We start from the raw sequence: 26,949 nt of genomic DNA, 5'->3' as shown, positions 1-26,949 counted from the left end.
CGCGATCGCCCGTCCCGCTTGCGGTCGAACGGCGCCATCATCGCTTGGCGGCGCCGGCGGGTCCTAGCCTTTCAGGGCCGCGGCCGGTGACTGGCGGTAGGCAAGCACGGCCGGGACCACGGCGAGCACGGCGGCAAACGCCACGACCGAGGCCGCAAAGACGATATCCTCACTGTCGAACATCACGGGCATCGTAAAGCCGTTCTGTCGGGAGACAATGTTGCCAATGATCTCGGAAGCAAGATAGCCAAGGCCGAAGCCAAGAAAAATACCGGCTAGGACGATGGCGAAGAGCTGAAACCAGATGATCCGGAACACGACCGTGCGCGGCGCACCAAAGGCGCGAAGCGCCCCGATCTGACGCCGACGCTGCGCGACATGCATGATCGTCACCAGGAGCAGGGCGGCGGCGATCAGGGCCTGCGTGCCGATCGCGACGGCGAGCAGGAGAACCTTGGCGTCTCCAAGCGTCGCATAGAGACGTGTCAGAACCTCGCCGGGAAAGACGGCGAGCGTCGTGCCGGAGCGATATTCCTGGCGAAGTTTGTACGCGTCGGCGATGGTCCTCGGCTTGACCAGCACGGCCGGAAGTCCGGCGGCATGCGCCGCCCAGTCCTCGTCGAGAGCGGCCGCGGGATCGGCACTGTGCTCCAGGTCGCCGCTTGCAGGTCCGGCCGACGAATGTTTGGCCTGTTCACCTTCGGCCTCCGCATGATCCGCCTCGGCGTGACCCATGCCATGCAGGTCCCACACCGCCTGGATCGGAACGAGGATGGCCCGGTCCCAGGGAGTGCCCGTGGGCTTCATCCGGCCGACGACGGAATAGGCGATCCCGGTATGGGTATGGCCCCCGCCTTCGGCCGTGCCATGCATCGGCTTGATCACGGCGGCCATGGCCAGATCGACCGCCGCGCCGATGACGGCATCACCCTCCCGGCGGAAACCCGCCCCCTCCTGCAGCTGCGGCGAAAGATGGGCGACAAGCGCTGACGATGTGCCGACCAGTGGATAGCCTGCAAAACTGTCACCAAAACCGATCGGTGCGGCAAAGGCGACGCGCGGATCGGTCGCCAGCCGCTGGAACACGGCGCCGTCCATGAGCGGCAGGGGGGCCGCCTGAAGAAAGATCGAGGAGAGCACCAGCTGCGTCTCGCTCCCGGCGGCTCCGATCACGAGGTCGAAGGCATTGGCTGCGCGCGCGCTTCCGAGCCGAAGGGCGCGCTCCTGCAGAATCACGGAGACGGCCAGCGCCACGGCAACGGCCACAAGAAGGAGGATGGCAAGCGTTCCGGCCTTGTGGCGGCGGATATCGGCGAGGATGAACCCGATCATGGCGTCACCGCCCGGCTATCCTGCGTGATCTTCCCGCTCTGGAGCGTGATCCGCCGCGGCAGGCGCGCGATGAGCCCCGGATCGTGCGAGACCACGATCAGCGTTGCGCCGACCGCCCCGGTGAGACCGACCAGAAGGTCCGCGACGATTTGCCCGCTCGCCTCGTCAAGGCTGGCTGTCGGCTCGTCGGCAATGACGACGCCCGGTGCACGCACGAGCGCGCGCGCAAGAGCGACCCGCTGCATTTCGCCGCGCGACATCGTCTCGACCGCTTGGCTCGGCCGCTCGAGACCCGTGCTGGCCAGGAGATCGCGTGCCCGGCGCTTGACGGCCGCGGACGCCTCCGAAGCGAGGCGCGCCGGCAGCAGCACATTGTCGAGCGCCGACAAGCCGGGGAACAGATGGAAGTCCTGCATGACGAGCCCGACATGCGTCCCGCGCCATCGGTCGCGCCGATGCTCCGCAAGACCCGCGAGATCGGTGCCACTCCAATCGACCTGCCCCTCCCGGAGAGGCTCCAATCCTGAAATGACGTTCACGAAGGTGCTCTTGCCGGAGCCCGAAGCGCCCGTGACCGCAAGGATCTCGCCGGCACCGACCTCAAGATGCGGGATCGCAAGAACCGGTGCACCGAGGCCCGGATAGGAAACCGAGATATCCTTGAGGGTCAGGGACAGCATGGGCTCACACCGACCAGTATCGGGCGCTTCGAAGGCGCAGGCGGCTGACGAAGCCCGTCTCGGGGTCGGTCCACGTACCGACGTCGAGCATGCCGGAAACGGAGATCCGCGTCCCCGGCTGAACGAAGGTCTGTGCCGCGTCGAGATAGACAACCACGATATTGTCCGGCCAATCCGAGTCGGACGAGCAGAAGGGGCAGATCGACATGGGAATTTCGGTGAGGACGAAGAAGGTCGCCTCGGCCTTGAGGGGCGGCGCCATGAACCCGCTCATCGTCACGCTTTGCCCGTTCAGCCTTTTGACCGTATCGGAGAAGGTCAGACCCAGCACGCCGACGCTGCCATAGAGATCATCGAAGCCGACCTCCGTGGCAGCATGGGCCCGCGGCACTCTCGTCAGCACCGGCAAGGCGGCGAGCAGGCCAAGCAGGGTACGGCGTCGCATGGGCTTCGTCTTCGTCATCGCGTTTCCTCGAGCGGGCGGCGGACGCGCCCGACCATATCCATTTAAAGCAAGGCCGCCCCAACCTCGATCGACCGGCATGAACAGCGGCGAGGCCGTCCGGCAAGCCCATGCGCACCGGACGGCCGCGCCCAGGCCGGATCGCCGCTTATTTCGCCCCGATCTTGTCGGGTGCGCCGAGGGCGAGCGTGTCGGCAAGAACCCGGTAGATGTCGCTTTCTTCCAAATAGCCCTTGAACGCTTCGGCACCGGGACCGCTCGCCTGAAGCACGACGTCGTCCACGGCGTGGACGGCGCTTTCCGAGGCCCGCGGCAGATTGCCCTCGCGCAGAACGGCACCGGGGACGTCCTTGTAGGCCGGGTTGGCGACATACTCCTTCTTTTCATTCTGAACCGTCGGCTCGAACGGGCCTTCAAGCTTCGGACGGAACGTCTCGTAGTAATCCGGGAAATTGCTGGAGAAGACAGCAAGACGGCGCGTCGGGTCGACCTTGTCCGGATAACCGTCCCCGTCCTTGTCCTCGTAGTTCGGGAAGCCGGCATCGGCGTAGACGCCGACCTTCTGGCGCATCTCGGTGCCCGGCTTTTCGTCGTCGATCGTGCCGACGATGGACATGCCATGCGTGTGGTCGCCGGTGACGACGATCAGCGTTTCCGGGTTTTTTGCAGCGAAGTCGCGCGCGACGGCGACGGCCTTGTCGAACTCGATCGTCTCGTACAAGGCCCGGTCCCAGTCCATGGGGTGGGACATCTTGTCGATCGACGCGCCTTCCACCATCAGGAAGAACCCCTCCTGGTTCCGGGAGAGCTGGGTCAGCGCGGCGTTCGTCATGTCGACAAGGCCCGGCTGGTTGGGGAATTTGGAAACGGTTCCCTTCTTGAGGAAGTCCCGGTCGAGGACCGTATCCATGTTGCCTGTGTGGAACAGCCCGAGAAGCTTGGCCGCGTTCGTTCCGGAGGAGGCCGCAAGCTCCGTCTTGTCGGTCGCCAGCGCATAGCCGGCGTCCTTGAACAGCTGGATGTAATCCTTGTCGTCCTTGCGCTTGGAGCCCGGCGTTGCCTGCGGAAGGAAATAGGCGGAGCCGCCGCCGAGGATGACGTCCGGCTGAACGGCGTAGAACATGCCGACGATATCGGCCTTGTCGGCGCGTTTGCGCGTGTGGGCGACCACGGCGGCTGGTGTCGCATCCTCGATCTCGGCAGTCGACACGACACCGATCGCTTTCTTCGTGGTGCGGCGCAGGGCTTCCGCAATCGTCTCGACCTTGGGATCATCGAGGCTTGCCGGTGTCCGGTCGGCATAGACGCCGAGCGCGTTGACGGCGGTCTTGTGCCCCGTCATGTAGGCCGACATCGTATTGGCGCTGTCGGTCGCGATCGCATCCGTTGCCGACGTCCCCACGAAGGCCATGTGATCGAGATCGTCCATGGCGAGGCGACCGTTGGCTTTGCCCTCCGTCATGCCCTTGGACATGATGCGGGCGCCCGTCCGATGCGCGACGGACAGACCGTCGCCGAGAAGGAAGATCACGTTCTTCGCCTTGGGCTGGGCGATGGTGTCGTAGACCTCCCACGTCACCGATTTCGTTTCGCCGCCCGCCGTGACATCGACCTTGTAGCTGCCGGCCTTGAGGATCCGCGCCCCGCGCAGGATCAGGGCGGAACCGAGGACCTTGTCCTCCTTGCCCTTCTCTTCAGCCACGAACGCCGCAGCCGATCCGAGAGCTGCGACATAATCCTCCCCGTTGACCGTGATCTTCACGTCATCGGCCTTCACCACGCCGGGCAGCTCGACCTTGAAGTCGAAGGGCGATCCGGCAAGGATCGTTGCGCGCGAAAGCGGATAGACCGTCGTGGCCTGGGCCGTGCCGGCAAGAATGGTGGTTGCGACGAGCGCAGCAAGAAGGGTCCGCATGATAACCTCGTTCGGATCGCGTGAGACTGTTTGCGGCAGCCTTAACCGTCCTGTGTGACGGTGGGATGATGGTCAGGCCCCCTCGCTCGAGCCGAGCGATCGACGCGCCCCCCTTCGAGGTGCGCGTGCGCGCGGCGCCGGCGGCCATTCTGCCTGTTTGATCGTCGACATCGTGAAGCGGCGCGGCAATCTCCTTCGGCTGCCGCGTCGCTGCTATTCATCCGTCCGCAAGGTACGTGTCCCGAGCGTCAGGCGAATGTCCGCCTCAAGACGGGCACCCGTCGGATCACGAGGATGTCTAACCCGACCATGGCGACGATCAGCAGGCCCGAGAGCGGAAACATCACGCCGAAGACCACCGCCATGCCCCAGAGGACGCCGTAGACCCTGCGGCTCGTGGGATAGGGCGGCACGCCGAGGCGGCCGGCCGGCCGGCGCTTGAGCCACATCACGACGGCGGCCACCGAGGACAGGATGATCGCGAGGCACGTCGCCAGCATCAGGAGCTGGTTCACACGTCCGAACTGCTGGCCCATGTGGATGTTGATCCCGAACTCGGTGATCTTGGCGAGCGGACCGTAGTCGGCATAGCCGATATCGACCAGAGGTTTCCCACTATACTGATCGATATGAATCGTGCGTACCTTTGAAAGGTCGTCGGGAAAGACGGCCGTCGTGAAGACGCCGGTCGCGTCGTCTGGAAGCGTGACCTCGAACCCCGGTGCCAGGCCGCGCGCGTGTGCGATCTCTACGATCCTGTCGATGCCGAGAGGGGCGGCCTCCGCGCCCTTTCCCATCGGTTCCGCTGTCATCGTGCCATCGCCCGTCATGGGATGCGACATCGGCATCGGCGAGGCCTCCATCGTCCATCCGACGGTCTGCAGGGCATGCTGAGCGTGCTCGTTGGATGTCGGAACGGCATCCCAGAGCGCCGCGGGATACCCCGTGCCGGTCGCCACCGCCAGTTCCGTCAGCTTGCCGCCCCAGAAGGACGACCAGGGCAGGCCCGACAGCGCGAGGAAGGCGATCAGACCGCCGGCGACAGCCCCGGTGACGGCATGGGTGTCACGCCAGAACACGCGACGCGACGGTGTTCCCCGCACGCTCAGCACCCCGCCGGTCTGCCGCCGCGGCCACCAGAGATAAAACCCGGAGATGACGAGGATGATAGCGAATCCAGCCATCGCCTCGATGAGACGATTGGCATAGGGACCGAAATACTCAAGGCTGTGCAGCTTGCGCACCACCTCGTTGAATTCCTGTCGTTTCAACATCGTGGCGAGGATCGCGCCGGAATAGGGGTTCAGGAACACGTAGGCTGCGCCATCCGCCGTTTCGAGGGTGACGCGTGCCGAGGAGGTCGGACCGGCGGGAGGCCGGTAGGCCTTTACCCGCGCTGCCGGGACAGCCGTCTGCGCACGGCCGATGAGAGCGCTCGGCGCCTGTTGCGGCGTCGATTCCAGGGCGACGACTGTACGATGGGCGAAGGCCGAGTGGTCGATTTCGTCGCGGAAGAGATAGAGCGAACCGGTGACGGCCAGCAGGATCATGAAGGGAACGGCGATCAGGCCGGCATAGAAGTGCCATCGCCAGATGGCGCGGTAGAGGTCGACAGACGGAGCGGAATCGCCCGCCGGCCGCGATGGGGTGACATCAGTCATGGTCAATCCTCGAACGGGTGCGCAGATCGGCGCAGAACAGCGCGCGGATCGGCGGAAAAAGCGTGAAACCGAGACATCGGCCGGCGTGGAAACGCGCGCCGCGGCGGACGTCTTCAGCTCGGATGAGGCGGGCCGTCAGCCCGTCAGCTGCTTTTCCGGATCAGGCGGGCGGCCCTTGGGCGTCGTAGCGCCTGACATCCACAATGGCGGACAGCGGCGTGGCGACGTCGACGGGTTCGTCGATAAAGACAGAAAACCGGATCGGCAGGCCGGTATCGTCGACGGGTGCCAGAAGGGACTGCACGTGCACGCCGGCATGGCAGAGCGTGCTGCAGGGGCAATCCTGATGATGGCCATCGGCCGGGCGATGCGCGCCCTGTTCCGACACGCAGAGGACCGAGAGGGGATCCGGCGCCGCCATCGCGGCACTGGACCATCCAACGATCAGCGTCTGGATCGCAAAGGACAAAGCGAGCAGGACGCCGAAGAGCCCTCCCGTCTGCCTGTCTTCGATGATCCGGCGCAGAAATGTCATGCCTCAGGAATGACACACTCCATCTCGCCTGTCATCGCGACATTTTGGAGCAAGAGCGCGTGTTCTGGCGACTGCGGCGACGCATGTTGCTCGCGGCGAGCTTTGCCAGGACCGAGCCGCGCCAACCGCTTCCCGCCAGTATCGTGCCGCGCGATCGGCGCGGTCTTCCAACGGGTCGTTCTCCCGAAAAGGGCAGCCGCCTCGAACTGAAAGGCGGCCGCGCCGAGATCCGGCAAGCAGAGCCTCAGCTTCTCGGCTTGAGGTTCTCGGGGTCATAGAGCGGCTTGTAGCCCACAGCGACGATCTCGACCGGGTAGCTTTCGTTGAAGTACTCGACGGTCAGGGTTCGCCCGACGACGCAATGCGACTGCGGGATATAGGCGAGCGCAATGTTCTTGCCGATCGTCGGACCGTAGGCGATCGAGGTCGTGTAGGAGCGGCGACCGAGATCGTCGACCAGCACGGCGCCCGTTTCCGGATCGATGACCGGCAGCGATCCGACCGGATAACGCTTGACCCCGTTCGCGTCCGTGTTCTCCGTCATGACCAGCGTGCAGAGCATGGCGGGTTGATGCGGTCGCGCCTTGTATTCGAGGTGCTTGGCCTTGCCGCGGAAATCCGCCTCCTTGACCTTCGGACGGGCCAGATCCGCCTCGATCAGATTGTACTGCGTCAGGAGGTCGGCATTCTGCAGACGCAGGCTCTTTTCCATGCGGCGGGAATTTGCGTAGGTTTCCACCCCGAAGGCCATCACGCCGGTTGCGCGCAGCGCGTCCCAGACGGCCAGGCCGTCTTCGTACTTCATGTGCAGTTCCCAGCCCTGCTCGCCGACATAGGAAATGCGGAAGGCCGTCACGGTCACGCCTGCGATCTCGATCGGCTTGATCGCCGCGAAGGCAAAGTTTTCGGGATCGAGCGCGGCGGGATCGGCGACGACCTTCTTCAGCGTTTCGCGCGCGTTCGGACCCCAGATCCCGATGGTCGTGAACGCTTCCGAGACGTCGGTGATGGTCACGTCGAGGCCGCGATCCTGCGCGACGCGCTTCATGTAGTGGAAATCGCGCGGGCCTGCATCTGCGCCATTGATGAGGCGGCAGCGGTCGGCCATGCGGATCACCGTAAAGTCGGCACGAACCATGCCCTCGTCATCGAGGAAGTGCGTATAGATGCCCTTGCCGATGTTGCCGTCGCCGCCGATCTTGGCGGCGCAAAGCCATTCGAGGAGGTCGACATGATCGGGCCCCGCGATGTCCACCATGTGGAAATGCGACAGGTTGACGATGCCGCAATCCTCGCTCATCGCCAGATGCTCGGCGTTGGAGACCCGCCAGAAGTGACGGTTGTCCCACTCGTTCTCGCGCACCGGTACCCGGTCGCCATAGGTTTCGAGCAGGTGCTCATTGGCCTTGTAGCCATGGGCCCGCTCCCAGCCGCCGAGCTCCATGAAATAGCCGCCCAGTTCCTTTTCACGCTCGTGGAAGGGAGAGCGCTTGGCGCCACGGCCCGAGGCGTAGGGCTCGCGCGGATGAATCGCCGGGAAATAGATCTTCTGCGCCGCTTCGTAACTGCGGCCCTCGATGAACGCTTCCGTCAATTGATGCGGGTAGAAGCGGGCATAGTCGATCGAGCTGTGGTCGATTTCGGTGCGCCCATCGGTCATCCAGTCGGCGATCAGCTTGCCGTAGCCCGGACCGTCCTTGACCCAGATGGCCACGCAGTACCAGAGGCCGCGCACCTTCTGGCTTTCCCCGCAAGACGGACCCCCGGCGGCGGAAACCTGCAGGAGGCCGTTGAACGAGTGCCCTTCGTTGTAGCCGAGTTCGCCGAGGATCGGCGTCAGCTCCATCGCGCGCTCCAGCGGCGTGAGGATCTGCTCCATGTCGAGATCGCGCTGCGAGGGTGAGAGGCGTGCTTCGTGCTTTTCGAGGATCTCGCGGGGATGACAGAGGCGCGGGTTGTCGGCCTCGTAATAGCCCCACTCGATCTGTCCGCCCTCGGTCGTGTTCGGATCGCCGGTGTCGCGCATATAGGCGGAATTGCCCTGGTCGCGCAGCAGCGGAAAGCCGATTTCCTTGCCGGTGCCGGCAAATTCATTGTAGGGGCCGAAGAAGGTCAGCGGGTGATCGACCGGCATGACCGGCAGGTCCTCGCCCACCATTTCCGCAATCAGGCGTCCCCAGATGCCGGCGCAGACGATGACGTGATCGGCGAGAATCGTTCCGCGATGCGTGACAACGCCCTTGATACGGCCGTGTTCGACGATCAGCGACGTTGCCGGCGTGTTGCCGAAGATCTTCAGCTTGCCGGATTTTTCAGCGGCATCGATCAGCTTGCCGGCGACGGTCTGCGACCGCGGAATGACGAGGCCGGCGTCCGGATCGAAGAGGCCGCCCTGGACCTGGTCTTCCTCGATCAGCGGAAACATCTGCTTGATTTCCGAGGGGCTGACGTAATGCGCCCGCGTGCCGAAGGCCTTGGCGGAGGACAGCTTGCGCTTGATTTCCTCCATCCAGCTGTCGTCGCCGGTGCGAGCCACTTCGAGGCCGCCGATGCGGGCGTAGTGACCCATCTTTTCGTAGAAATCGATCGAGTACTGCGTGGTCCAGACCGAAAGGTAATCATGGCTGGTCGTGTAGCAGAAGTCCGAGGCATGCGCCGTCGAGCCGATATCGGTCGGAATGCCCGACTTGTCGATGCCGACGATATCGTCCCAGCCGCGCTCGACGAGATGATGCACGATCGAAGCACCGACGATGCCGCCGAGCCCGATGATGACGACCTTTGCCCTGCTTGGAAACTCTGCCATTGCCTGCCCCGTGTCTCTGATCTTGTGCGATTGTAGAGCTTAGCCCGTGCGACGCCTGATCTGAAAGCGACAAGGACTGGCCGCGAAAAACGGTGGTACAGGGTCCATCTGCGACGTCTCCGCCCGTCTCGTCCGGCATGAAAGCAGCACGTTGATAAACAGGCCCTTTATGAGAAACCTTTGATCGCCCTGCGCGTTTCGAAGCGAATTCTTACCGACACTCCGTCCAGCACAGGAACTCCCCGATGAGTACAATGGCGGCAAGCGCACATGTGGCGCCTGTAGAACCTCGGTCGCGGTCGGTGAAAGCCCTCAGCGCCGTCAACTTCTTCCTCGCCGACGTCCGCGACGGACTCGGACCGTTCCTCGGCATCTTCCTGATCGGCCAGGGATGGAGCACGGCGACCATCGGCGTCGTCATGACGATCGGCGGCATTGCCGGCATGCTGGCGACCACGCCGCTTGGCGCGCTTGCGGATGCCTCCAAGGCAAAGCGCTTCATGGTCGGGTTCTGCGCAGCCCTGGTCATCATCGCGTCGCTGGCCATTCTCTTCGTTCCCACCCTGACCTTCGTCGCGGCCTCGCAGATCGCGACAGGCATCGCAGGGGCCGCCATCGGTCCCGCCGTTGCCGGCCTGACGCTCGGTCTCGTCGGACAGAAGGGGCTCGCCCCGCAGCTCGGACGAAACGAGGCCTGGAATCACGGCGGCAACGTCTTTGCGGCGGCTGGCGCCGGTTTCTTCGGCTATGAATTCGGGCTCACCGCCGTGTTCATCCTGATGACGGCCATGGCCGCGGGCTCGATCATCGCCGTCTTGATGATCCGGCCCGGCGACATCGACCATGATGCCGCGCGCGGGATCGAGAAAAAGGCGGGCCAGGACGCCGACGCGCCATCCGGCTTCAGCGTCCTTTGGAAATCGACGCCCCTGCTGATCCTCGCCGCGACGCTCATGCTCTTCCATTTCGGCAACGGCGCCATGCTTCCGCTCCTCGGGCAGCAGGTCGCGACCCAGGCGGAGAATTCCACCGCGCCGGCCAAGGGCGGGACGACGGACACTGCAGATGCAGGCGGAAAGGCCGATGCCGCGACCACGCTGCCTCCGGGGCAGAGCAAGCCGGGCCAGCCCGCAGCCCAGCCGGTCAGCCAGCCATCGTCTCTGCAGAGCCTCCTGTCGGACCCCGTCTCCTACACGGCCGCGACCGTCATCATCGCCCAATTGACGATGATCCCGATCGCCCTTCTCGCGGCCGGCTTTGCGGGACGGCGCGGCTATTTCCTGCTTCTCGTCGCGGCCTTGGTGGCGTTGCCCGTTCGCGGGTTGATCGCCGGTCTCTGGCCGAGCCCCTATGCGCTCATCCCGGTCCAGATGCTCGACGGCGTCGGTGCCGGCCTCCTCGGGGTTGCTGTGCCCGGTCTCGTGGCGCGCATGCTGAAGGGCACGGGCCACATCAATGCCGGCCTCGGCGCCGTCATGACCGTGCAGGGCGTCGGCGCGTCCCTCAGCCCTGCGATAGCCGGCGTCATCGTCTCCCATTACGGATTTTCGGCGGCCTATCTGACGCTGGCAGGCTTTGCCGTCTGCGGATTGGCCATCTGGCTTGTGTCGATGAAGAAGGTTGCAGCCGCCTGCGCCGGCGACTGATCGCGGCCAGCGCACCTCCGGTCGCAAGCGCCCCGCCAGCCGGCCGGGGCGCTTATTGCCGTCGCTCGCGGCTCGCAGCGACCCGCTCTCTCCGGCCGAGGTAAAGCTCGATTGCCGCACGCGTCAGGAACGATGCGAGACCGACCAGGATTGCAACGATCCGGATCCGCGCTTCGTCACGGTCGACCTCCGACTGCCGCGCCGACAGGAGCGCCTTCTCATTTTCCGTGATCGAACCGATCACGCGGCGGATGTCGTCCATCGTGGCGCGGTCCATCATGGCGATTTCCAACTGCCGGGCCGCCTCGAAACCGTCCGCGTCATGAGCCGCGATCGATCGCTTGAGTTCGCCGAGCTTCTCGTCGATCATTCCGCCGAGCGTCTCCACCCGTTTGATCTGTTCGGCATTGTCGGAGATGTGCGATCGCAAGCTGCGCCGCAGATCGGACAGTCGTGTCAGGGCTTTGTCGTAGGGTTCGAGGTATCGGCGGTCGCCACTCAACAGGTAGCCACGCTGTCCCGTCTCGGCATCGTCGAGGCCGATCAGCACATCCTTGGTCGTATCGATCGCCTCATAGGTATGAACGACGAGGTCCTGATGATCGCTGAGGAGCATATGCGTCCAGGTCGTTGCGACAACACCGGCGGCGATCACAACGCCGACCGGTATCGACCGCAGCAGAACCGGCGTCGTCAGGTATCTGGCACGCAGCGCACCCCAGGAGGAGTTCATCGTTCTGGCTCTCCCATGGCCGCCCGGGCCGTCGCCGGCGCTCCGCCGACAACGACCGATCCGTGACCGTCAACCGTACGATGTTCCTGGGAACGCCGTATCGTGGGAGATGAAGTGGGACAAGGACCTCTGCGGACAAGCTGGTTCATCGCAAAGGGCAAAAATATAATGGAGCGCCCTTCTTCCCTGCTTGTTCGCCTCTGACCTTCGCCCCGTCCGTCGATCCCGGCCTCGCTGCGGGTCCGTAGACGCCTGTTAGCCTTCGCGTGCCCTGCGCGCAAAATCGTTCACGGCCGCGAGTGTCGGATCGAAGCGTTTCTCTGCCTCGGCAAAGCGGAGGAAACCGACCTTCTCGACAAGAATCTCGGCCGGTGTCGGCTGCCGCGAGAACAGCGCCATGACCTCGTCCATGAAATCGCCAAGCGGCATGTAGCCGTCGCGTGTCGACTGCCCCGGCGTCAGCTCGGTCTGCACGGCGGGTGGCGCAAGCTCGATGACCTCGACCTTGCCCTTGAGCGCTTCCCGCAAACTCACCGTGTAGGAATGCATCGCAGCCTTCGTTGCGGAATAGGTCGGCGTCGCGATGAGGGGCACGAAGGCGAGACCGGAGGTGACGTTGACGATCGCGGCGTCGGGCCGTGTCGTCAGATGATCGATCAGGGCGTTGGTCAACCGGATCGGGCCAAGGAGATTGGTTGCGATGGTGGATTCCGCATCGGCAAGATCGCGCGACCGCGTCAGGTCCTCGAACATCATCACGCCGGCATTGTTGATGAGAACGTTGATCTCCGGATGATGGCGGACGACCGTCTCTGCGAAAGCGTCGATGCTTGCGGGATCCGCAATATCGAGCGCATAGCCGACGATCCCGTCATGGGTCGCGGCGACTTCGTCCAGGCGCTCCTGTCGGCGCCCGGCGATGATGACGGTGTTGCCCTGAGCGTGAAATCGCTCCGCCAGTTCGCGCCCGATTCCGGACGCGCCGCCGGTCACGAGAATGGTGTTTCCGCTGGTTTTCATGGTCTGCCTCGCACAATGGATTGGTTGGCGTTGATTGTGCATCGAAGCTAACGTTGTTACTCTCCATCGAACAGAAGGCACCGAAAAGATTTATACGCACCTGAAGGAGAGTGTCGATGCGAAGCCTGCCCGCTGACGCGCCGCTGCGCGTCATTCCCGACGTGGTGGATCCGCGTGTCGAGGCACTGGTCCACGAGCTGATCGGGCGCGTTGCCGACAAATGGACGATGCTGATCCTGGAAACACTGGAGGAAAAAGGCGAGTTGCGCTTCACCCAGCTCAGCCGCGAGATCGGCACCATCAGCCAGAAGATGCTGACCCAGACGCTCCGGCAGATGGAGCGCGACGGGCTGATCAAGCGCAAGATCCATCCTGTCGTTCCGCCGAAAGTGGAATATCGGCTGACCGAGCTTGGCAGGAGCCTTGGGGAAGCCTTCTGCGGCGTGTGGATCTGGGCGGAGGAAAACCTTGCCAAGGTCCATGAAGCGCGCGAGACCTTCGAGACCGCGGCCAAGGCCTGACTCTTCAGGCACGACACCAGGACGTCCGGACGGGAGCCCGCATGGCAGACGCACATCGCAACAGAGCAGCACAGATCGAGGCGCGCCGGTGACGCCCTCCACGGGTATTTTCGACACCGACGAAGGCCAACGTGTCGCGAACGCCGAAGCCGCGGGCTGGCGGCGCTGGGGCCCCTATCTCAGCGAGCGGCAGTGGGGCACGGTGCGCGAGGACTACAGCGCCGACGGCGATGCCTGGTCCTTTTTTCCGCATGATCATGCGCGCTCGCGCGCGTACCGCTGGGGCGAAGACGGAATTGCCGGCTTTTGCGACGAACATCAATATCTGTGCCTGTCGCTGGCGCTCTGGAACGGCGCGGATCCGATCATCAAGGAGCGCATGTTCGGCCTCGCCAACGAGGAAGGCAATCACGGCGAAGACGTCAAGGAGGTCTGGTGGTATCTCGATGCGACGCCGTCGCACAGCTACCAGTCCATGCTCTACCGCTATCCGCAGGCAGCCTTCCCCTATGACGATCTCGTGGCAGAGAACGCCCGCCGCAAAGGCAGCGATCTGCCGGAGTACAAGCTCGAGGACACCGGCGCGCTTGATGACCGCCGATATTTCGACGTCGAGGTCAGCTATGCCAAGGTGACGTCGGACGACATCCTGATGCGCGTCTCGGTCGTCAACCGTGGGCCGGACGCTGCGTCTCTCCATGTCCTGCCGCAGCTTGTCTTCCGCAACATCTGGAGCTGGGGCGCTCCGGGCGAAAAGCCGGGGATGACGCTTTGCGAGGACAACAGCGTCGCGACCCGCCATCGCCTGATGCCGCCTTGCCGTTTCCAGGCGCTGCAGCCGGCGCAAATGCTGTTTTGCGAGAATGAAACCAACATCCGCCGTCCCGATATCCGCCGGCATGGAGAGTGGAGCCCGTCCCGCGAGGCCGATGGCGATACCCTCTACAAGGACGCCATCAACAACCACCTGATCGGGGGAAAAACGAGCACCCTGCCCGGCCACGGCACCAAATGTGCGGCCCTGTCGGAGCATCGCATCGCCTCAGGCGACACGCTCGTGCTCCGCTACCGGCTGTCACCGACAGACGGTAGCGCGCCGCTGTCGGTCGAAACCTTCGATGCCGTCTTTGCCCAACGGGCGCAGGAGGCGGACGCGTTTTACGCCTGCGTGCAGGCCGATATCGCCGATCCGGATGCGCGGCTCGTGCAGCGGCAGGCGCTCGGCAGTCTTCTCTGGTCGAAGCAGGTCTATCGCTATGACGTCAAGCGGTGGCTCGATGGCGATCCCACGCAGCCACCGCCGCCCGAAAGCCGGCGTTCCGGCCGGAATGCGGACTGGACGCACCTCGCCAATACCGATGTCGTGCTGATGCCGGACAAGTGGGAATATCCCTGGTACGCCTCCTGGGATCTCGCCTTCCACGCCATCAGCGCGGCTCTCGTCGATCCTGCCTTCGCCAAGACCCAGCTCCTGTTGCTCACCCGCGAATGGTACATGCATCCGAGCGGGCAACTGCCGGCCTATGAATGGGCATTCGGCGACGCCAACCCTCCGATCCACGCCTTCGCCGCCTTGCGCGTCTACCGAATGGATGCGGCGCAAAGCGGCACGGCCGATCGCGCCTTCCTGGAGCGCATCTTCCACAAGCTGATGATCAACTTCACTTGGTGGGTGAACCGCAAGGATGCGGCCGGCCGCAACCTCTTTCAGGGCGGATTTCTCGGCCTCGACAATATCGGCGTCTTCGACCGCTCGAAGCCCATCCCCGGCGGGGGCTATATCGAACAGTCCGACGGCACCGCCTGGATGGCGATGTATGCGCTGAACCTTATGCGGATCGCGCTGGAACTGGCCCGGGAAAATGCGGTGTACGAGGATGTCGCGTCGAAGTTCTTCGAACACTTTCTAACCATTGCCTCGGCGATGACGCATGTCGGCGGCAGCGAGGCAGAAAAGGGAGAGAGCGGACGCGGGCTATGGGACGACGAGGACGGCTTTTTCTACGATGCGCTGGTCCTGCCCGACGGCAGCGAGACGACCCTGCGCGTCCGCTCGCTCGTCGGGCTGATCCCGCTCTGCGCCGTGGAGGTTCTGGCTGCCGATGTCGCGACGCGGCATGCCGATTTCGCCGCGCGCCTTGGCTGGATGCTGAGGCATCGGCCGGACCTTACCGGCCAGGTTTCCCGCTTCACCGAACCGGGGCAGGATCAGCGCCTGCTGCTCTCGCTCCTGCGCCGACAGCGCATGACGGCGCTTCTGACGCGCATGATGGACGAAACCGAGTTTCTGTCGCCTTTCGGCCTGCGCTCCCTGTCGAAAGCGCATGATCAGGCACCGTTCGCACTCGATCTCGACGGCGCGCGCTTCGAAGTCCGCTACGAACCGGGCCTGTCGAGCACAGCGATGTTCGGTGGCAATTCCAACTGGCGCGGACCTGTCTGGATGCCGCTCAACGTCATGATCATCGATGCGCTGCGCGCGTTCGACCACTTCTACGGAGAAGGCTTTACGATCGAGTTTCCCGCAGGCTCCGGCCAGATGCTCGGCCTGCCCGCGATCTGCGACGAACTCTGCCGCCGTCTCTGCGCGCTGTTCCTGAAGGACCACGAGGGCACGCGCCCGGCCATGGCCCGTCCCGGCACGACCCGCGATCCCGCCGATATCGACCGTATCACCTTCAACGAGTTTTTCCACGGCGACACGGGAGAGGGGCTCGGCGCGGCACACCAGACGGGGTGGACGGCTCTGGTCGCCTTGCTGTTCAAACCCTATCGACCCAGCTGATCGCGGAAAAAGAAGCCCGAGGACGGTCTGCAACGGCGCTCCATCTCCCGCCCGCCAGCCACTTCAAAAAGCGCAATCGAGATCTATCTTGAAAAGCGATCGTTGATGGAGAGTGAGAGATGACCGGGGTTTGGGAAAGCGCATCGCGGGCACCAGGCGGCGCTCCTTGGAAGCGCTGATCTCGACCTACGGCATCTGGGCCGTTCTCATCGGCGCCGGCGTGGAGGGAGAGGCGGTTGCCTTCCTCGGCGGCGTCCTCGCGCATCGCGGACTCCTTGTCTACTGGCAGGTGGCCGCTGCCGCCGCGTTCGGGTCATTTGTCGCCGATCAGCTGTTCTTCCTGATCGGCCGCCATTCCGCGCGGTTTCGCTTCGTCGCCCGCCTCGAAGCGACCGCGGCCATGCGCCGGGCAACGGGGCTGCTGGAGCGGTATCCGGTCGGCTTCATCCTCGCATTCCGCTTCATTTACGGCATGCGCATCATCAGCCCGCTGCTGATCAGCCGCACCAATATCTCTGCCCTGCGCTTCCTCGTGCTGAACGGCATCGCGGCCTGCCTCTGGGGCATGGCCATCACCGCCGTCGGCTTTCTTTTCGGCAACGCGGTGCAGATCCTTTTCGGCCATCTGCGCCTGCACATTCATCTCCTGATCGCGATCGCGGCACTCGTTCTGGCGATGGCGGCCACCGCCGTGGCCGTGCGCTCTCGATCCCGATAACCGGTCCCCTTCTTACGGGAAAATGCTCATGCCTGAACGCCTGAAAACACCAAGCCTTGACCGAGCCACCCTTCAGGAATTCCTCGGCGGCTTGAGCGAAGGCGTCATGTTCCTGGACAAGAAAGGACGCATCACCTTTGCGAACGCGGCCGCGCTTGCGATGCATCGGGTCACGCGCATCGATGACCTCGGTGGCGACGCCAAGGGGTATCGACGGACGTTCACGCTGCGCTATCGCAACAATCATCCGCTGGAGGAGGGAGAATATCCGATCGAGCGCCTTCTGGCGGGGGAGACCGTCGAGGACGTGACGGTGGAGATCTCGCCGGCGAGCGATCTCGATGTCGCCTGGGTGCACACCAACCGGAGCATGGTGATCACGGGAAAGGACGATGACGAGGCCGTTCTGGCCCTGGTGCTGCGCGACGAGACGCCCCGCTTCGAGGCGGAAGAGCGCTTCGAGCGGTCGTTCAACGCCAATCCTGCACCCGGTCTCATCTGCCGTCTGGACGATCAGAGGTTCATCCGTGTCAACCAGGGCTTTCTGGAAATGACCGGCTTCATGAAGGAAGACATCATCGGGCGGACGGTCGAGACGATCGGACTGTTTTCCAACTGCGAAAGCGGCGAGGATGCGCTGACAAAACTCGGCGAGGGCCGCGTCATCCGCCATCGTGAGGCGCTTGTTCCCCTGCCGGCGGGCGGCGACCGTCTCGTCATCGTTGCAGGCGAGCCGATCGCGGTGGTGGAAGAGCCCTGCATGCTCTTCACCTTCGCCGACCTCGACGCACGCCGGAAAGCGCAGAATGCCCTGCGCCAGAGCGAGGAGCGGTTCTCGAAGTCCTTTCGCCTGTCGCCGGCACCCGCAGCCATCTCGCGGCTGGACGATTTCGTGTTTACGGAGGCGAACGACGCCTTCCTGCAAATCTCCGGCTATGCCGCAAGCGATGTGATCGGCCGGACGGCCGGCGAGCTGCGCCTCTGGGACGACGTCCCGGCGCGCCGCGGTCTCGAGCAGAAACTGCGCGACAACACGTTCGTGCGCGACGAGCCGATGCGCATGAAGCAGAAGGACGGCGCATTCGCGGAATGCCTCGTTTCGGCCGAACGCGTCGAGATAAACGACGAACAATGCGTCATCTGGGCCTTGCAGGACGTCACCGAGCGCAGGCGAAGCGAGGCACAGCTGGTGGAGGCGATCGAGAGCGTGATGGCCGACACCTCCTGGCTGAGCCGCTCGATCGTCGACCGGCTGGCGACGCTGAAACAGACCTCGACCACGGCGCCAAGGGCGCAGCTCGTCGCCTTGAGCGACCGGGAGCGGGAAATCCTGGGCCTGATCTGCAGCGGGCAGACCGATGCGGAGATGAGCGACACCCTGCATCTCTCCAAGAACACGATCCGCAATCATATTGCGTCGCTCTACGGCAAGATCGGCGTCAACCGCCGCGCCGCAGCGGTCATCTGGGCCAGGGAACGCGGGTTTACCGGCCCGCCGGATGCCAAGCTGAGCAAGCGACCGGGCCGGCAGAAATAGCCGAATAGCGCTTCTCGACCCCCAAAAAGGTCATTTGATACTAGGCCAACTGGTATTTTTCGATCTGAAATCTCTCCTCCGACCTCCTTATTTCCCGTGTCATGACAGCGACGGACCCGCTGCCATGTGAACCTGAACACAGGATTGAAGGAGAACCGAAATGGACAAGAGTCGCATCGAAGCCGGCGCCAAGGACGTCAAGGGCACCATCAAGGAAGCCGTCGGCAAGCTCGTCGGCAACGAGCGCCTCGAGGCCGAGGGCAAGGCGGACAAGCTCGAGGGCAAGACCCAGAGCACGCTCGGCAAGGCCAAGGATGCCGTCAAGGACGCGCTGAAATAAGTCCCCTCCCCGCGGCCCGTGCCAGAGCCCGGCCCCATCTCCCGCGGGGGCCGGGACAGGTGAGATGATCCGACCTTGAGCGACCGACCGAAAGCCCGATTGAGAGGCAGAGCCATCATGTTGTTTCCCGTTCTTTCGAACACCATCCTCACACCGGACTTCGGTTCGACCGAAGCGACGATCGCCTGCGTCCTTGCCTATACGTATGGACTGGAGGAGTGCCGGATCGACGTCTCCGTGCGCGACGACCACATTCTGTTGTCGGGCACCGCTCCGAGCAGCGAAATGGCCGATATGGCGATCGGCATCGCGGCCGACCTTTCCCCGCGCCGTGTCCTCAGCGACATCGAGATCATCGCGCCGAAGGCTGCCTGCTGACGGGTGCGCGCTGCCGGAACCCTTAAAAACATCACACAGACTTAGCCAATTTGGAGTATCCCCATGAAACAGACCCTCATCCTCGCTCTCGCCGCAACGCTTGCCGTCGGCACCACCGCATCGGCCGCGGACATGACGTCGTCCAAGACGCCTGCGAAGAAACATCATGGCCGCGTGGTCGCAGACGAGCCGCGGGAGCGCCTCGGAACCCTGTCCTGCGAGGTTGCCGGCGGCATCGGCCTGCTGATCGGATCGAGCAAGGCTGTCGATTGCACCTTCGCCCAGCGCGACGGCAAGACAGAGCGGTATACCGGCACGATCGGCAAGCTCGGTCTCGACGTCGGCGTGACCGGAAAGTCGTACCTGCGGTGGATCGTCGTCAACACCGTGCCGACCACCGTCGGCCAGGGTAGCCTCGCGGGCACGTATGTCGGCGCCTCCGCAAGCGCGGCTGTCGGACTGGGCCTCGGCGCAAACGCGCTTGTCGGCGGCAATTCCAAGAATTTCGGCCTTCAGCCCCTGAGCGCGCAGGCCGGCACCGGCCTGAATGTCGCCGCCGGGATCTCCCGCCTGCAGCTCCGGCCTGCGAGCTGATGATGGCCAGCAGGTGATGGCCAGCAGGTGATGTCCGACTGGAATGGTTGCCGGCCGATGACCCCCGCCTGATCGTGGGTGGTGCAACCGGGAGCGAACATTCCCTAGGAAAGACAAGAATGGGAAGGGCGGGACCGGAAGGTTTCGTCCTTCTCTGCGCAGGGCGCAGCGTCCCCCGCGCGTCAGCGCTTCACATGATCGATGAAGGCCCGAAGCTTCGGCGCCATGTCGCGGCGGCTCGGATAATAGAGGTAGAAGCCCGGAAATCGCGGACAGAATTCCTCCAGCAGTGGCACCAGTTCGCCGCGCGCAACAGGCACACGGAAGCTTTCCTCAAGGCCGAACGTGATGCCTGCCCCGGCAATGGCGAGGCGGATCATCAAAGCCATGTCGGTGGTCGTGATGGCATCGTCGACCGCGACGGAGAAGGCTTTTCCGCCCTCTTCGAACTCCCAGCGATAGGGCGCGACATCCACGCCGGCGCGCCACCCGATACAGCGCCGCCCGCTGAGCTCGCGCGGATGCACCGGGGTTCCCCAAGCGCGAAGATAGTCCGGCGATGCGAATGGGAGCTGCCGCTGCTCGGCCGATACAGGGACGGCAATCATATCCTGCGCAATGACCTCGCCAAGCCGAACGCCGGCATCATAGCCTTCCGCCACGATATCGAAGTCCTCATCCGTTACCGTGACGTGCAGCTTCACGTGCCGATGCGCCTCCGCGAACGTCGCCAGCAGCGGGCCGGTCAGAAAGCTCTCGGCGATCGAGGAAACCGCAAGGCGCAAGCGTCCACGCGGCGGGCCGGACGGTACGCCTGCGTGCTCCATGGCCGCGGTGATCTCGGCGACTGCCGGCGCCGCACGTCGATAAAGATCCTCTCCGGCTTCGGTCAGCGTGACGCTTCGTGTGGTGCGCGCCACCAGCGCGATGCCGAGTGCTGCTTCGAGCTTGCGGATCGTTTGGCTGACGGCGGACCGCGTGACGCCCATGCGATCCGCGGCAGCCCGAAAGCTTCGCGCTTCGGCCACGATGACAAACACAGAGAGCGCATTCAGATCAGGGTTCATTGGTTAGGTTTCCTTACCAGAATGGTGAGCAGCGGGCAGCTTATCGCGACAATCTCGACGACGTATCGTGTCTCTATCGACATCTGCAACACAGAAAGGCAGACAGGATGGACAAGATCGTTCTCATCACAGGCGCGTCCAGCGGCATCGGAGCCGGCATCGCGCGTGAACTTGCAAAGGCCGGGACCACGCTGGTTCTCGGCGCCCGTCGCATCGATCGGCTGAACGACCTCGCAAGCGACCTTCGTGCCGAGGGCGCGCAAGGGTCATGGTCCGCGCGCTGGACGTGACGGATCGCGCCGACGTCGCCGCGTTCGCAAAGGCCGCACGGGAGGCCTTCGGCCGCATCGATGTCATCGTCAACAATGCCGGGATCATGCCGCTGTCGTTGATGGCCTCGCTGAAGGTCGAGGAATGGGACCGCATGATCGATGTCAACATCAAAGGTGTTCTCTACGGCGTCGCCGCCGTCTTGCCGGAGATGACGGCGCGCGGTTCGGGCCACATCATCAACATTGCCTCGATCGGCGCCTTGAGCGTCTCGCCCACGGCCGCGGTTTATTGCGCAACCAAGTTCGCCGTTCGGGCGATCTCCGACGGGCTGCGGCAGGAACACGACAAGCTTCGCGTCACCTGCATTCACCCGGGTGTCGTGGAGAGCGAACTGGCCGCGACCATCACCGATCCGATCGCCCGGGACGCAATGAAAGCCTACCGCGCCGTCGCCCTGACCCCAGATGCCATCGGCCGGGCCGTCCGCTTTGCGATCGAACAACCCGACGACGTGGACATCAACGAAATCGTCGTCCGCCCCACGCGTTCGCCGAACTGAGCGAGGACACGACGGTCTGTGCGATCCAGGGTCGGCCGCATTTGAGTCCGGTCTTCCTGCATCGGGGTTCGATACCGTTGTCTCCGGTCCTCATTCCCGGGGCTTTACCTGACCAAGCGTCGGTGCCTACTATCGTGATACCGTCACGGAGCCCATGGTTGGGAAAGGCCGGCGACAGGCTCTTGCATCAGGTCGCGGCATCGGGACAGCGCGGCACGGCAAAGATCGGGGAGAGAGAGATGAAAGCTTTGGGCGTCGGCCTCATCGGAACGGGGTACATGGGCAAGTGCCACGCACTGACCTGGAACGGCGTGCGGCAGGTCTTCGGCGACATTCCTGCACCGCAGCTTGTGTCTCTCGCCGAAACCAATGCGGAGATGGCGGCGCACCGCGCCGGCATCTTTGGCTTCCGCAAAGCAACCGGCAACTGGCGCGACCTTCTGGCAGACCCGGAGGTCGACGTGATCTCGATCACGACGCCCAACGCCTTTCATCCGGATATGGCAATCGCCGCTCTTGGGGCCGGCAAGCATGTCTGGTGCGAAAAGCCGATGGCGCCGGCCCTTGCCGATGCGGAAGCCATGCTGGCGGCGGCGCGCAGCAGCGGCAAAGTCGCCATTGTGGGTTACAACTATATCCAGAACCCGGCCATCGCCCAGATCCGCCGCCTGATCGAGGAGGGCACGATCGGCAAGGTGAACCATGTTCGGGCCGAGATGGATGAAGACTTCATGGCCGATCCAGAGGCATTCTTCTCCTTGAAGAGCGAGGCAAGCTCCGGCTACGGCGCGCTGGACGACTTTGCCGTCCATCCGCTATCGCTGCTCTGGTCTCTCTTCGGCCATGTGCAGGAGGTCATCGCTGACCTTCGCAAGCCCTATGCAGACCGGCCGACACGGGCAGGCGAGCGGAGAGAGGTCGACAACCACGATATCGCCAGCGTGCTCATGAAGCTCGAGGGCGATATCTCGGCGGTTCTCATGACGAACCGCTCGGCCTGGGGCCGCAAAGGCCGCATCGCGCTGCAGATCTTCGGCTCCAAGGGATCGATCCTCTACGACCAGGAGCGCATGAACGAGTTCGAACTCTTTACGACCTCAGGACCGGAGGCGACGCGCGGCTTTGCCCGTGTCCTCACAGCGCCCGTTCATCCGCCTTACGACCGCTTCATCCCGGCCCCGGGCCATGGCCTCGGCTTCAACGATCTCAAGATCATCGAATGCCACCAGCTTCACCAGGCCATCGCCGGCAAACCCTTCACGGCCGTCACGTTCGAAGAGGGTGTGCGGATCGAGCGAAGCATCCACGCCATGGCGCAGTCGTTTCGGGAAAAGCGCTGGGTGGCCGTCGAATGATGGGGCGTCCGGACGTCTGCTTACGCGGGCGGCGCTGCGCAGTGCGTGCTGTCACCAATCCTCGTGCGACGGAATGTCATCTATGACCAACTCTCTGTGGCTTCGTCGGCGCGAAGGTCCGTCCGTTCGGGGCCTTAGCCGAGGCAATGACGCGCATGCTTGAATGGCTTCAGCTTCAGCTGTCTGCGGCGCTGCCCGGGCGGTCTGCATCCGACGAGCAGTTCAAGCGCCTGCGAGATGCGGAACTGGAAGGGCTGGCTGTGGCCTTTCGCGTCCGGCTATGCGCCGTCGCCGTGATCGCCGTCTGGTTGCTCGTCAGCACCGCCTGGCCGCGCAACGTCTATTATCTCGCCGTCAGCTTCGTCTTTCTCGCGTTGAGCTACGTTCCGTATGCGACGCGGCATCATCGCGCCGCATGGACGATCAAGCTGGCCTGCACCATCCTCGATGTCGCCCTCATCACCGCCACCATTCTCCTTCCGCCCCTGGGCGACCTTGCTTCCGACTGGCCGATCCAGACCCGTACGCGCGGACCGGAATTCCTCTACCTGCTTCTTCTGCTGGCAGAATCGGCGCTCACCTACTCCCCTATCCTCGTCGTATGGACGGGCGGCATCATCCTCGCGGTCTGGTCCTTCGGCATCAACACGCTCTATGACCGGCCCGACACGGTCCGGTTCGACGCTTCCGGCACGATGTCGGACATGCAGGCGCTCGAGCGGTTTCTCAATCCCTACTTCGTCGGTCTCATCCAGATGTGGGTCCAGCTGGTGACGACCGGCCTGATCACGCTCATCCTGGCCATCGCGGTCCTGCGCAGCCGCAACACGCTGATTTCCCAGATCAAGGACAACACGGCTCGCACATCGCTGGCCCGCTATGTTTCTCCGGACGTTGCCCATGCCATGGGCGACGGCGCCCCGCGTTTCGGCGAGCCCACGAAACACGAGGTTGCGATCATGTTCGTGGATATCGTCGGCTTCACCCGCATGGCCGAAAAGCGTTCGCCAGAGCAGGCGCTCAATCTCCTGCGGAGCTTCCAGGAGCGCGGTTGCAGCGTGCTGTTCCCGTGCGGGGGCACGCTCGACAAGTTTCTCGGTGATGGTTTCATGGCGACCTTTGGCGGCGTGCAGCCGCAGAAGGATGCGGCGGAGCGCGCGCTCTCCTGTGCTTTCCAGCTGCTCGACACCTATGCGGCGTGGTCGGAGAAGAGGCGACGGCGTGGCGCTCAGCCGGTCGATATCGCGATCGGCCTCCATTTCGGCGAAGTGATCGTCGGCAATGTCGGGACGAGCGAACGCCGAGAGTTCACCGTCATCGGCGATGTCGTGAACGTCGCCAGTCGCCTCGAGCGCGCGACCCGCCATCTTGAAGGCAGCCTTGTCGTTTCAGACGCCTGTCTGCAAGCAGCCGGGGGCGTTCCACCGGGGCGGAAGGTCGCGCACACGCTGACGATCGACATCCGAGGCAGAAACCGCAGCGTGCTTGCCCATGTCTTCTAGCGACGTCAGCGCCCTCTCGCCACGTGCCTGAGGGGGAAAGCCCCTCGAACGCAAGCGTAGAGTTACCGAAGGGCCCGCCGTACCAGCAGGGCGCTGAACCAATTCGTATAGGATAGTGAAAACTTACCATCTTTGGGTGCCGATGGTCACCATTTCTTGAGGGCTTGCCCCTAATGCTGTTTCCGATGGACTCCGACAGCGTCGCTGCCGGAGGGGAGGAATGACAGATGATGCTGCCCCATACCGATAACCGGCGACGGCGACGCGCGGTCCTGGCCGTGGCATTCCTGTTCATTCTCGTCGCCAGCATCTTTGCCGGCATCGTCTTCCGCTCGATCGATGCGATGCGGGAGACCGCCAACCGGATCGATGACGAACGCGCGCTGGATGCGACCTCCGCGGCCGTGGATGCGCTCCGCACGCAGCTTTATGGCATTCTCCACGACAATGCGACCTGGGACGGGGCGTACAAGCAGCTCAATTCGATCAACCGCAAGTACTGGGTCATCGAGAACTGGGCCAATACCGGGGCGGACAACCCGGCCTATGATACGGCTATTGTGACCGACGCCCGTGGCAAGGTCATCGTTGCCTACAAGGATGGCGAGGAACTGACCGAACCGCCCGCGGTCTTCTTCGGCGACCACTTCACCACGATCGTGCGCAATGCCGATCGGCTCGGCGAACAGGCCGGCATCACGCCCGTCTACGCCGTCCGTTCCGAAAGCGGTATCGCGCTGATGGCTGCCGCCAAGATCCGCCCGAGCACGACCAGCACCCGGATCGAGGAGCGCAATCTCTACACCCTTTTCATGGCACGGCATCTGACGCCGCGGGTGATCGGCGATCTTGCGCAGAGTTTCCGCATCGAGAAGCTCAGCCTCAGCCCCACACGGTCCGAGAGCATGTTGAACGTGCCGCTGACCGATCTCGACGGCACCGCCATCGCCTATCTCAGCTGGCCGTCCAAGCTGCCGGGCAGCCGAAGTTTCCTCACGGTCAAGACGCAGCTTGCCGTCGGCGCCGCCATCCTCATGGTCTTTCTCACCGGCATCGCCATGGCCGGATGGGTGGCGGTTCGCAAACTGCGCCAGGACGAGGCAGCGGCGCGGCACGCGGCGCTCCGCGACGCGCTGACCGGCCTCTGGAACAGGCGTGCCTTGCTGGAACACCTGACCGACCTCACGCGAAACGGACAGCAAGGCACCGTGGAGCTGTGTCTCCTCGACCTTGACGGGTTCAAGCGCGTCAACGATGCCTGGGGGCACGCAACGGGCGACGAGCTCATCGCCTCGGTCGCCGCGCGGCTGCGGGACATCCTGCCGCCGGAAGTCTTCATTGCCCGCCTCGGCGGCGACGAATTTGCAATCGTTGTGGCCAGAACGCCGGAGACGCGCATCGCGGACGATACTGCCGATAGGGCGCTTGTGGCGGCCTGCGACGTCTTCTTCCTGGGAACACGGCAGATCCAGGTCGCCGCCAGTATCGGACGCGCGGTGGCGGGTCTGTCCGATGTGGATATGGGCGACCTGATGCGGGCGGCCGACGTTGCCCTCTACCGGGCAAAGGACCTTGGCCGCGGTCGCATCGTCACCTTCGACAGCGAGCTCGAGCAGCGTCGACGTGACGACATGACCATGGAGCAGTACCTCAAGAAGACGCTGGAAACCGACGGGATCGAGGTTTTCTACCAGCCGCTTTTCCGGAGCAACGATCAGTCGATCTGCGGCGTCGAGGCATTGGCCCGCTGGAGCAGCTCCCCGCTCGGGCGCGTCCCCCCGGATGTCTTCATACCGGTCGCCGAAAAGGCCGGCCTCATCGAAACCCTGGGATTGCAGGTGCTGCGAACGGCCGTCGAGGCATCCGCGGCCTGGCCCGGGATCGGCGTCTGCGTCAATGTCTCGCCGGTCCAGCTGCAGGACCACGGGTTCGCCCATGCAGTGGCATCGATCCTGTCCAAGGCGGGCTTCGATGCCACGAGGCTCACCCTCGAGATCACGGAAGGCGTGCTGATCAGCCATCCGGAGCAGGCCCTGAGAGCGATTACGGCCCTGAAGGACCTCGGCGTCGACATCGCGCTCGACGACTTCGGAACGGGCTTCGCCAGCATCGGCATGCTGCGCAGTTTTCCGTTCGACCGCGTGAAGGTGGACAAGTCGCTGGTGGCGGCATTGGATACGAAGCATGACGCGGCGCCCGTGCTGCAGGCGACCGTCGCCCTTGCCAGCGCGATGGGCATCGCCGTCACGATCGAGGGGATCGAAACGGAGTTGCAGGCCGGGATCGCCCGCCTTTACGGCTGCGACGTCATGCAAGGCTATCTCTACAGCAAGCCTCTGTCGGCGGCGGATTTGTCGGAACGCTATTTCGAGCGCCCGCAGCGACGGCTCGGCACCGGTTCCGGGGCCTGAAGCGGGTTTCCGCGCCGGAGATCCGCGATCGATAAAGATCCCTGGCCCGGCTCGCCAGCGGCTGACGACACCGCAGGCTTCCATCCTCGCTCTCATTTCCTGTTGCCTTGGCTCAAGA

Annotated in this window: 21 protein-coding genes and 1 pseudogene; 12 read left to right on the top strand and 10 right to left on the bottom strand. The window is 64.1% G+C overall.

The window, feature by feature from the left end:
- Positions 1 to 63: 63 nt before the first annotated feature.
- The 7 genes from ASG03_RS13840 to ASG03_RS13805 all read right to left on the bottom strand — a co-directional run bounded on the left by ASG03_RS13840 (position 64) and on the right by ASG03_RS13805 (position 9,392).
- On the bottom strand, positions 64 to 1,332 hold the full coding sequence (locus ASG03_RS13840) for an FtsX-like permease family protein (RefSeq protein ID WP_062694006.1): 1,269 nt from the start codon (positions 1,330 to 1,332) through the stop codon (positions 64 to 66).
- A complete protein-coding gene (locus ASG03_RS13835; protein ID WP_062694005.1) occupies positions 1,329 to 2,012 on the bottom strand; it encodes an ABC transporter ATP-binding protein in 684 nt (227 codons plus the stop codon). Before ASG03_RS13835 ends, ASG03_RS13840 begins: the two co-directional genes overlap by 4 nt.
- A 4-nt stretch (positions 2,013 to 2,016) precedes the next feature.
- Positions 2,017 to 2,475, bottom strand: a complete 459-nt coding sequence (locus tag ASG03_RS13830; RefSeq protein ID WP_062472698.1) for a hypothetical protein — start codon at positions 2,473 to 2,475, stop codon at positions 2,017 to 2,019.
- Between the two features lie 148 nt (positions 2,476 to 2,623).
- The gene (locus ASG03_RS13825; protein WP_062694004.1) at positions 2,624 to 4,390 is read right to left on the bottom strand and encodes an alkaline phosphatase; all 1,767 of its coding nucleotides are present in this window, start codon (positions 4,388 to 4,390) and stop codon (positions 2,624 to 2,626) included.
- A gap of 248 nt (positions 4,391 to 4,638) precedes the next feature.
- The gene (locus tag ASG03_RS13820; protein ID WP_062694003.1) at positions 4,639 to 6,051 is read right to left on the bottom strand and encodes a PepSY-associated TM helix domain-containing protein; all 1,413 of its coding nucleotides are present in this window, start codon (positions 6,049 to 6,051) and stop codon (positions 4,639 to 4,641) included.
- Between the two features lie 160 nt (positions 6,052 to 6,211).
- A complete protein-coding gene (locus tag ASG03_RS13815) occupies positions 6,212 to 6,586 on the bottom strand; it encodes a hypothetical protein (RefSeq protein ID WP_062472692.1) in 375 nt (124 codons plus the stop codon).
- A 244-nt stretch (positions 6,587 to 6,830) separates the two neighbouring features.
- Positions 6,831 to 9,392 carry a GcvT family protein gene (locus ASG03_RS13805; RefSeq protein ID WP_062694002.1) on the bottom strand — a complete coding sequence of 854 codons (2,562 nt, stop codon included), beginning with the start codon at positions 9,390 to 9,392 and terminating at the stop codon, positions 6,831 to 6,833.
- Positions 9,393 to 9,637: 245 nt separating this feature from the next.
- Here ASG03_RS13805 and ASG03_RS13800 point away from each other — a divergent pair, with 245 nt between their 5' ends.
- A complete protein-coding gene (locus ASG03_RS13800) occupies positions 9,638 to 11,038 on the top strand; it encodes an MFS transporter (protein ID WP_062694001.1) in 1,401 nt (466 codons plus the stop codon).
- A gap of 52 nt (positions 11,039 to 11,090) precedes the next feature.
- Here ASG03_RS13800 and ASG03_RS13795 read toward each other — a convergent pair whose 3' ends face one another.
- The gene (locus ASG03_RS13795; RefSeq protein WP_062694000.1) at positions 11,091 to 11,771 is read right to left on the bottom strand and encodes a CHASE3 domain-containing protein; all 681 of its coding nucleotides are present in this window, start codon (positions 11,769 to 11,771) and stop codon (positions 11,091 to 11,093) included.
- Positions 11,772 to 12,026: 255 nt separating this feature from the next.
- On the bottom strand, positions 12,027 to 12,791 hold the full coding sequence (locus tag ASG03_RS13790) for an SDR family oxidoreductase (protein ID WP_062693999.1): 765 nt from the start codon (positions 12,789 to 12,791) through the stop codon (positions 12,027 to 12,029).
- A 116-nt stretch (positions 12,792 to 12,907) separates the two neighbouring features.
- On the opposite strand from ASG03_RS13790, the gene ASG03_RS13785 reads away from it, so the two are divergent.
- From ASG03_RS13785 to ASG03_RS13755, 7 genes are all read left to right on the top strand, one after another.
- Positions 12,908 to 13,312 (top strand): winged helix-turn-helix transcriptional regulator, encoded by a 405-nt coding sequence (locus ASG03_RS13785; RefSeq protein WP_062693998.1) that lies wholly within the window; start codon positions 12,908 to 12,910, stop codon positions 13,310 to 13,312.
- 88 nt (positions 13,313 to 13,400) lie between these two features.
- Complete coding sequence (locus ASG03_RS13780; RefSeq protein ID WP_062472678.1) at positions 13,401 to 16,097, top strand: MGH1-like glycoside hydrolase domain-containing protein; 2,697 nt, start codon at positions 13,401 to 13,403, stop codon at positions 16,095 to 16,097.
- Between the two features lie 166 nt (positions 16,098 to 16,263).
- Positions 16,264 to 16,815: a DedA family protein gene (locus ASG03_RS13775; protein ID WP_244475256.1), complete on the top strand. Its 552-nt coding sequence runs from the start codon at positions 16,264 to 16,266 to the stop codon at positions 16,813 to 16,815.
- Between the two features lie 28 nt (positions 16,816 to 16,843).
- Entirely contained in the window at positions 16,844 to 18,352 is a 1,509-nt protein-coding gene (locus ASG03_RS13770; RefSeq protein WP_062693997.1) for a helix-turn-helix transcriptional regulator, read from the top strand.
- A 160-nt stretch (positions 18,353 to 18,512) separates the two neighbouring features.
- Complete coding sequence (locus tag ASG03_RS13765; RefSeq protein WP_062693996.1) at positions 18,513 to 18,692, top strand: CsbD family protein; 180 nt, start codon at positions 18,513 to 18,515, stop codon at positions 18,690 to 18,692.
- A gap of 117 nt (positions 18,693 to 18,809) precedes the next feature.
- Positions 18,810 to 19,070 carry a BON domain-containing protein gene (locus ASG03_RS13760; RefSeq protein ID WP_062472673.1) on the top strand — a complete coding sequence of 87 codons (261 nt, stop codon included), beginning with the start codon at positions 18,810 to 18,812 and terminating at the stop codon, positions 19,068 to 19,070.
- 63 nt (positions 19,071 to 19,133) lie between these two features.
- Entirely contained in the window at positions 19,134 to 19,664 is a 531-nt protein-coding gene (locus ASG03_RS13755; RefSeq protein ID WP_062693995.1) for a DUF992 domain-containing protein, read from the top strand.
- 182 nt (positions 19,665 to 19,846) lie between these two features.
- Here ASG03_RS13755 and ASG03_RS13750 read toward each other — a convergent pair whose 3' ends face one another.
- Positions 19,847 to 20,731, bottom strand: a complete 885-nt coding sequence (locus ASG03_RS13750; protein WP_062693994.1) for a LysR family transcriptional regulator — start codon at positions 20,729 to 20,731, stop codon at positions 19,847 to 19,849.
- A 107-nt stretch (positions 20,732 to 20,838) separates the two neighbouring features.
- On the opposite strand from ASG03_RS13750, the pseudogene ASG03_RS13745 reads away from it, so the two are divergent.
- From ASG03_RS13745 to ASG03_RS13730, 4 genes and pseudogenes are all read left to right on the top strand, one after another.
- Positions 20,839 to 21,563: pseudogene (locus tag ASG03_RS13745) on the top strand (SDR family oxidoreductase).
- A gap of 239 nt (positions 21,564 to 21,802) precedes the next feature.
- Positions 21,803 to 22,918: a Gfo/Idh/MocA family protein gene (locus ASG03_RS13740; RefSeq protein ID WP_062694051.1), complete on the top strand. Its 1,116-nt coding sequence runs from the start codon at positions 21,803 to 21,805 to the stop codon at positions 22,916 to 22,918.
- 155 nt (positions 22,919 to 23,073) lie between these two features.
- On the top strand, positions 23,074 to 24,420 hold the full coding sequence (locus tag ASG03_RS13735; RefSeq protein WP_162241389.1) for an adenylate/guanylate cyclase domain-containing protein: 1,347 nt from the start codon (positions 23,074 to 23,076) through the stop codon (positions 24,418 to 24,420).
- Positions 24,421 to 24,647: 227 nt separating this feature from the next.
- Complete coding sequence (locus ASG03_RS13730) at positions 24,648 to 26,831, top strand: putative bifunctional diguanylate cyclase/phosphodiesterase (protein ID WP_062693993.1); 2,184 nt, start codon at positions 24,648 to 24,650, stop codon at positions 26,829 to 26,831.
- The last annotated feature ends 118 nt before the right edge of the window (positions 26,832 to 26,949 follow it).

It is taken from the genome of Rhizobium sp. Leaf341 (assembly GCF_001424325.1).
Lineage (GTDB): Bacteria > Pseudomonadota > Alphaproteobacteria > Rhizobiales > Rhizobiaceae > Ferranicluibacter.
The sequence above is the reverse complement of the archived record's forward strand: the minus strand, read 5'-3'. Positions and strand labels throughout refer to the sequence as shown.

Coding starts and splice junctions, on each gene's coding strand:
- ASG03_RS13840 (WP_062694006.1), bottom strand. CDS start 1,332: ATGATCGGGTTCATCCTCGCCGATATCCGCCGCCACAAGGCCGGAACG.
- ASG03_RS13830 (WP_062472698.1), bottom strand. CDS start 2,475: ATGACGAAGACGAAGCCCATGCGACGCCGTACCCTGCTTGGCCTGCTC.
- ASG03_RS13785 (WP_062693998.1), top strand. CDS start 12,908: ATGCGAAGCCTGCCCGCTGACGCGCCGCTGCGCGTCATTCCCGACGTG.
- ASG03_RS13760 (WP_062472673.1), top strand. CDS start 18,810: ATGTTGTTTCCCGTTCTTTCGAACACCATCCTCACACCGGACTTCGGT.
- ASG03_RS13815 (WP_062472692.1), bottom strand. CDS start 6,586: ATGACATTTCTGCGCCGGATCATCGAAGACAGGCAGACGGGAGGGCTC.
- ASG03_RS13805 (WP_062694002.1), bottom strand. CDS start 9,392: ATGGCAGAGTTTCCAAGCAGGGCAAAGGTCGTCATCATCGGGCTCGGC.
- ASG03_RS13790 (WP_062693999.1), bottom strand. CDS start 12,791: ATGAAAACCAGCGGAAACACCATTCTCGTGACCGGCGGCGCGTCCGGA.
- ASG03_RS13730 (WP_062693993.1), top strand. CDS start 24,648: ATGATGCTGCCCCATACCGATAACCGGCGACGGCGACGCGCGGTCCTG.
- ASG03_RS13825 (WP_062694004.1), bottom strand. CDS start 4,390: ATGCGGACCCTTCTTGCTGCGCTCGTCGCAACCACCATTCTTGCCGGC.
- ASG03_RS13735 (WP_162241389.1), top strand. CDS start 23,074: ATGCTTGAATGGCTTCAGCTTCAGCTGTCTGCGGCGCTGCCCGGGCGG.
- ASG03_RS13800 (WP_062694001.1), top strand. CDS start 9,638: ATGAGTACAATGGCGGCAAGCGCACATGTGGCGCCTGTAGAACCTCGG.
- ASG03_RS13820 (WP_062694003.1), bottom strand. CDS start 6,051: ATGACTGATGTCACCCCATCGCGGCCGGCGGGCGATTCCGCTCCGTCT.
- ASG03_RS13750 (WP_062693994.1), bottom strand. CDS start 20,731: ATGAACCCTGATCTGAATGCGCTCTCTGTGTTTGTCATCGTGGCCGAA.
- ASG03_RS13835 (WP_062694005.1), bottom strand. CDS start 2,012: ATGCTGTCCCTGACCCTCAAGGATATCTCGGTTTCCTATCCGGGCCTC.
- ASG03_RS13795 (WP_062694000.1), bottom strand. CDS start 11,771: ATGAACTCCTCCTGGGGTGCGCTGCGTGCCAGATACCTGACGACGCCG.
- ASG03_RS13770 (WP_062693997.1), top strand. CDS start 16,844: ATGCCTGAACGCCTGAAAACACCAAGCCTTGACCGAGCCACCCTTCAG.
- ASG03_RS13755 (WP_062693995.1), top strand. CDS start 19,134: ATGAAACAGACCCTCATCCTCGCTCTCGCCGCAACGCTTGCCGTCGGC.
- ASG03_RS13740 (WP_062694051.1), top strand. CDS start 21,803: ATGAAAGCTTTGGGCGTCGGCCTCATCGGAACGGGGTACATGGGCAAG.
- ASG03_RS13765 (WP_062693996.1), top strand. CDS start 18,513: ATGGACAAGAGTCGCATCGAAGCCGGCGCCAAGGACGTCAAGGGCACC.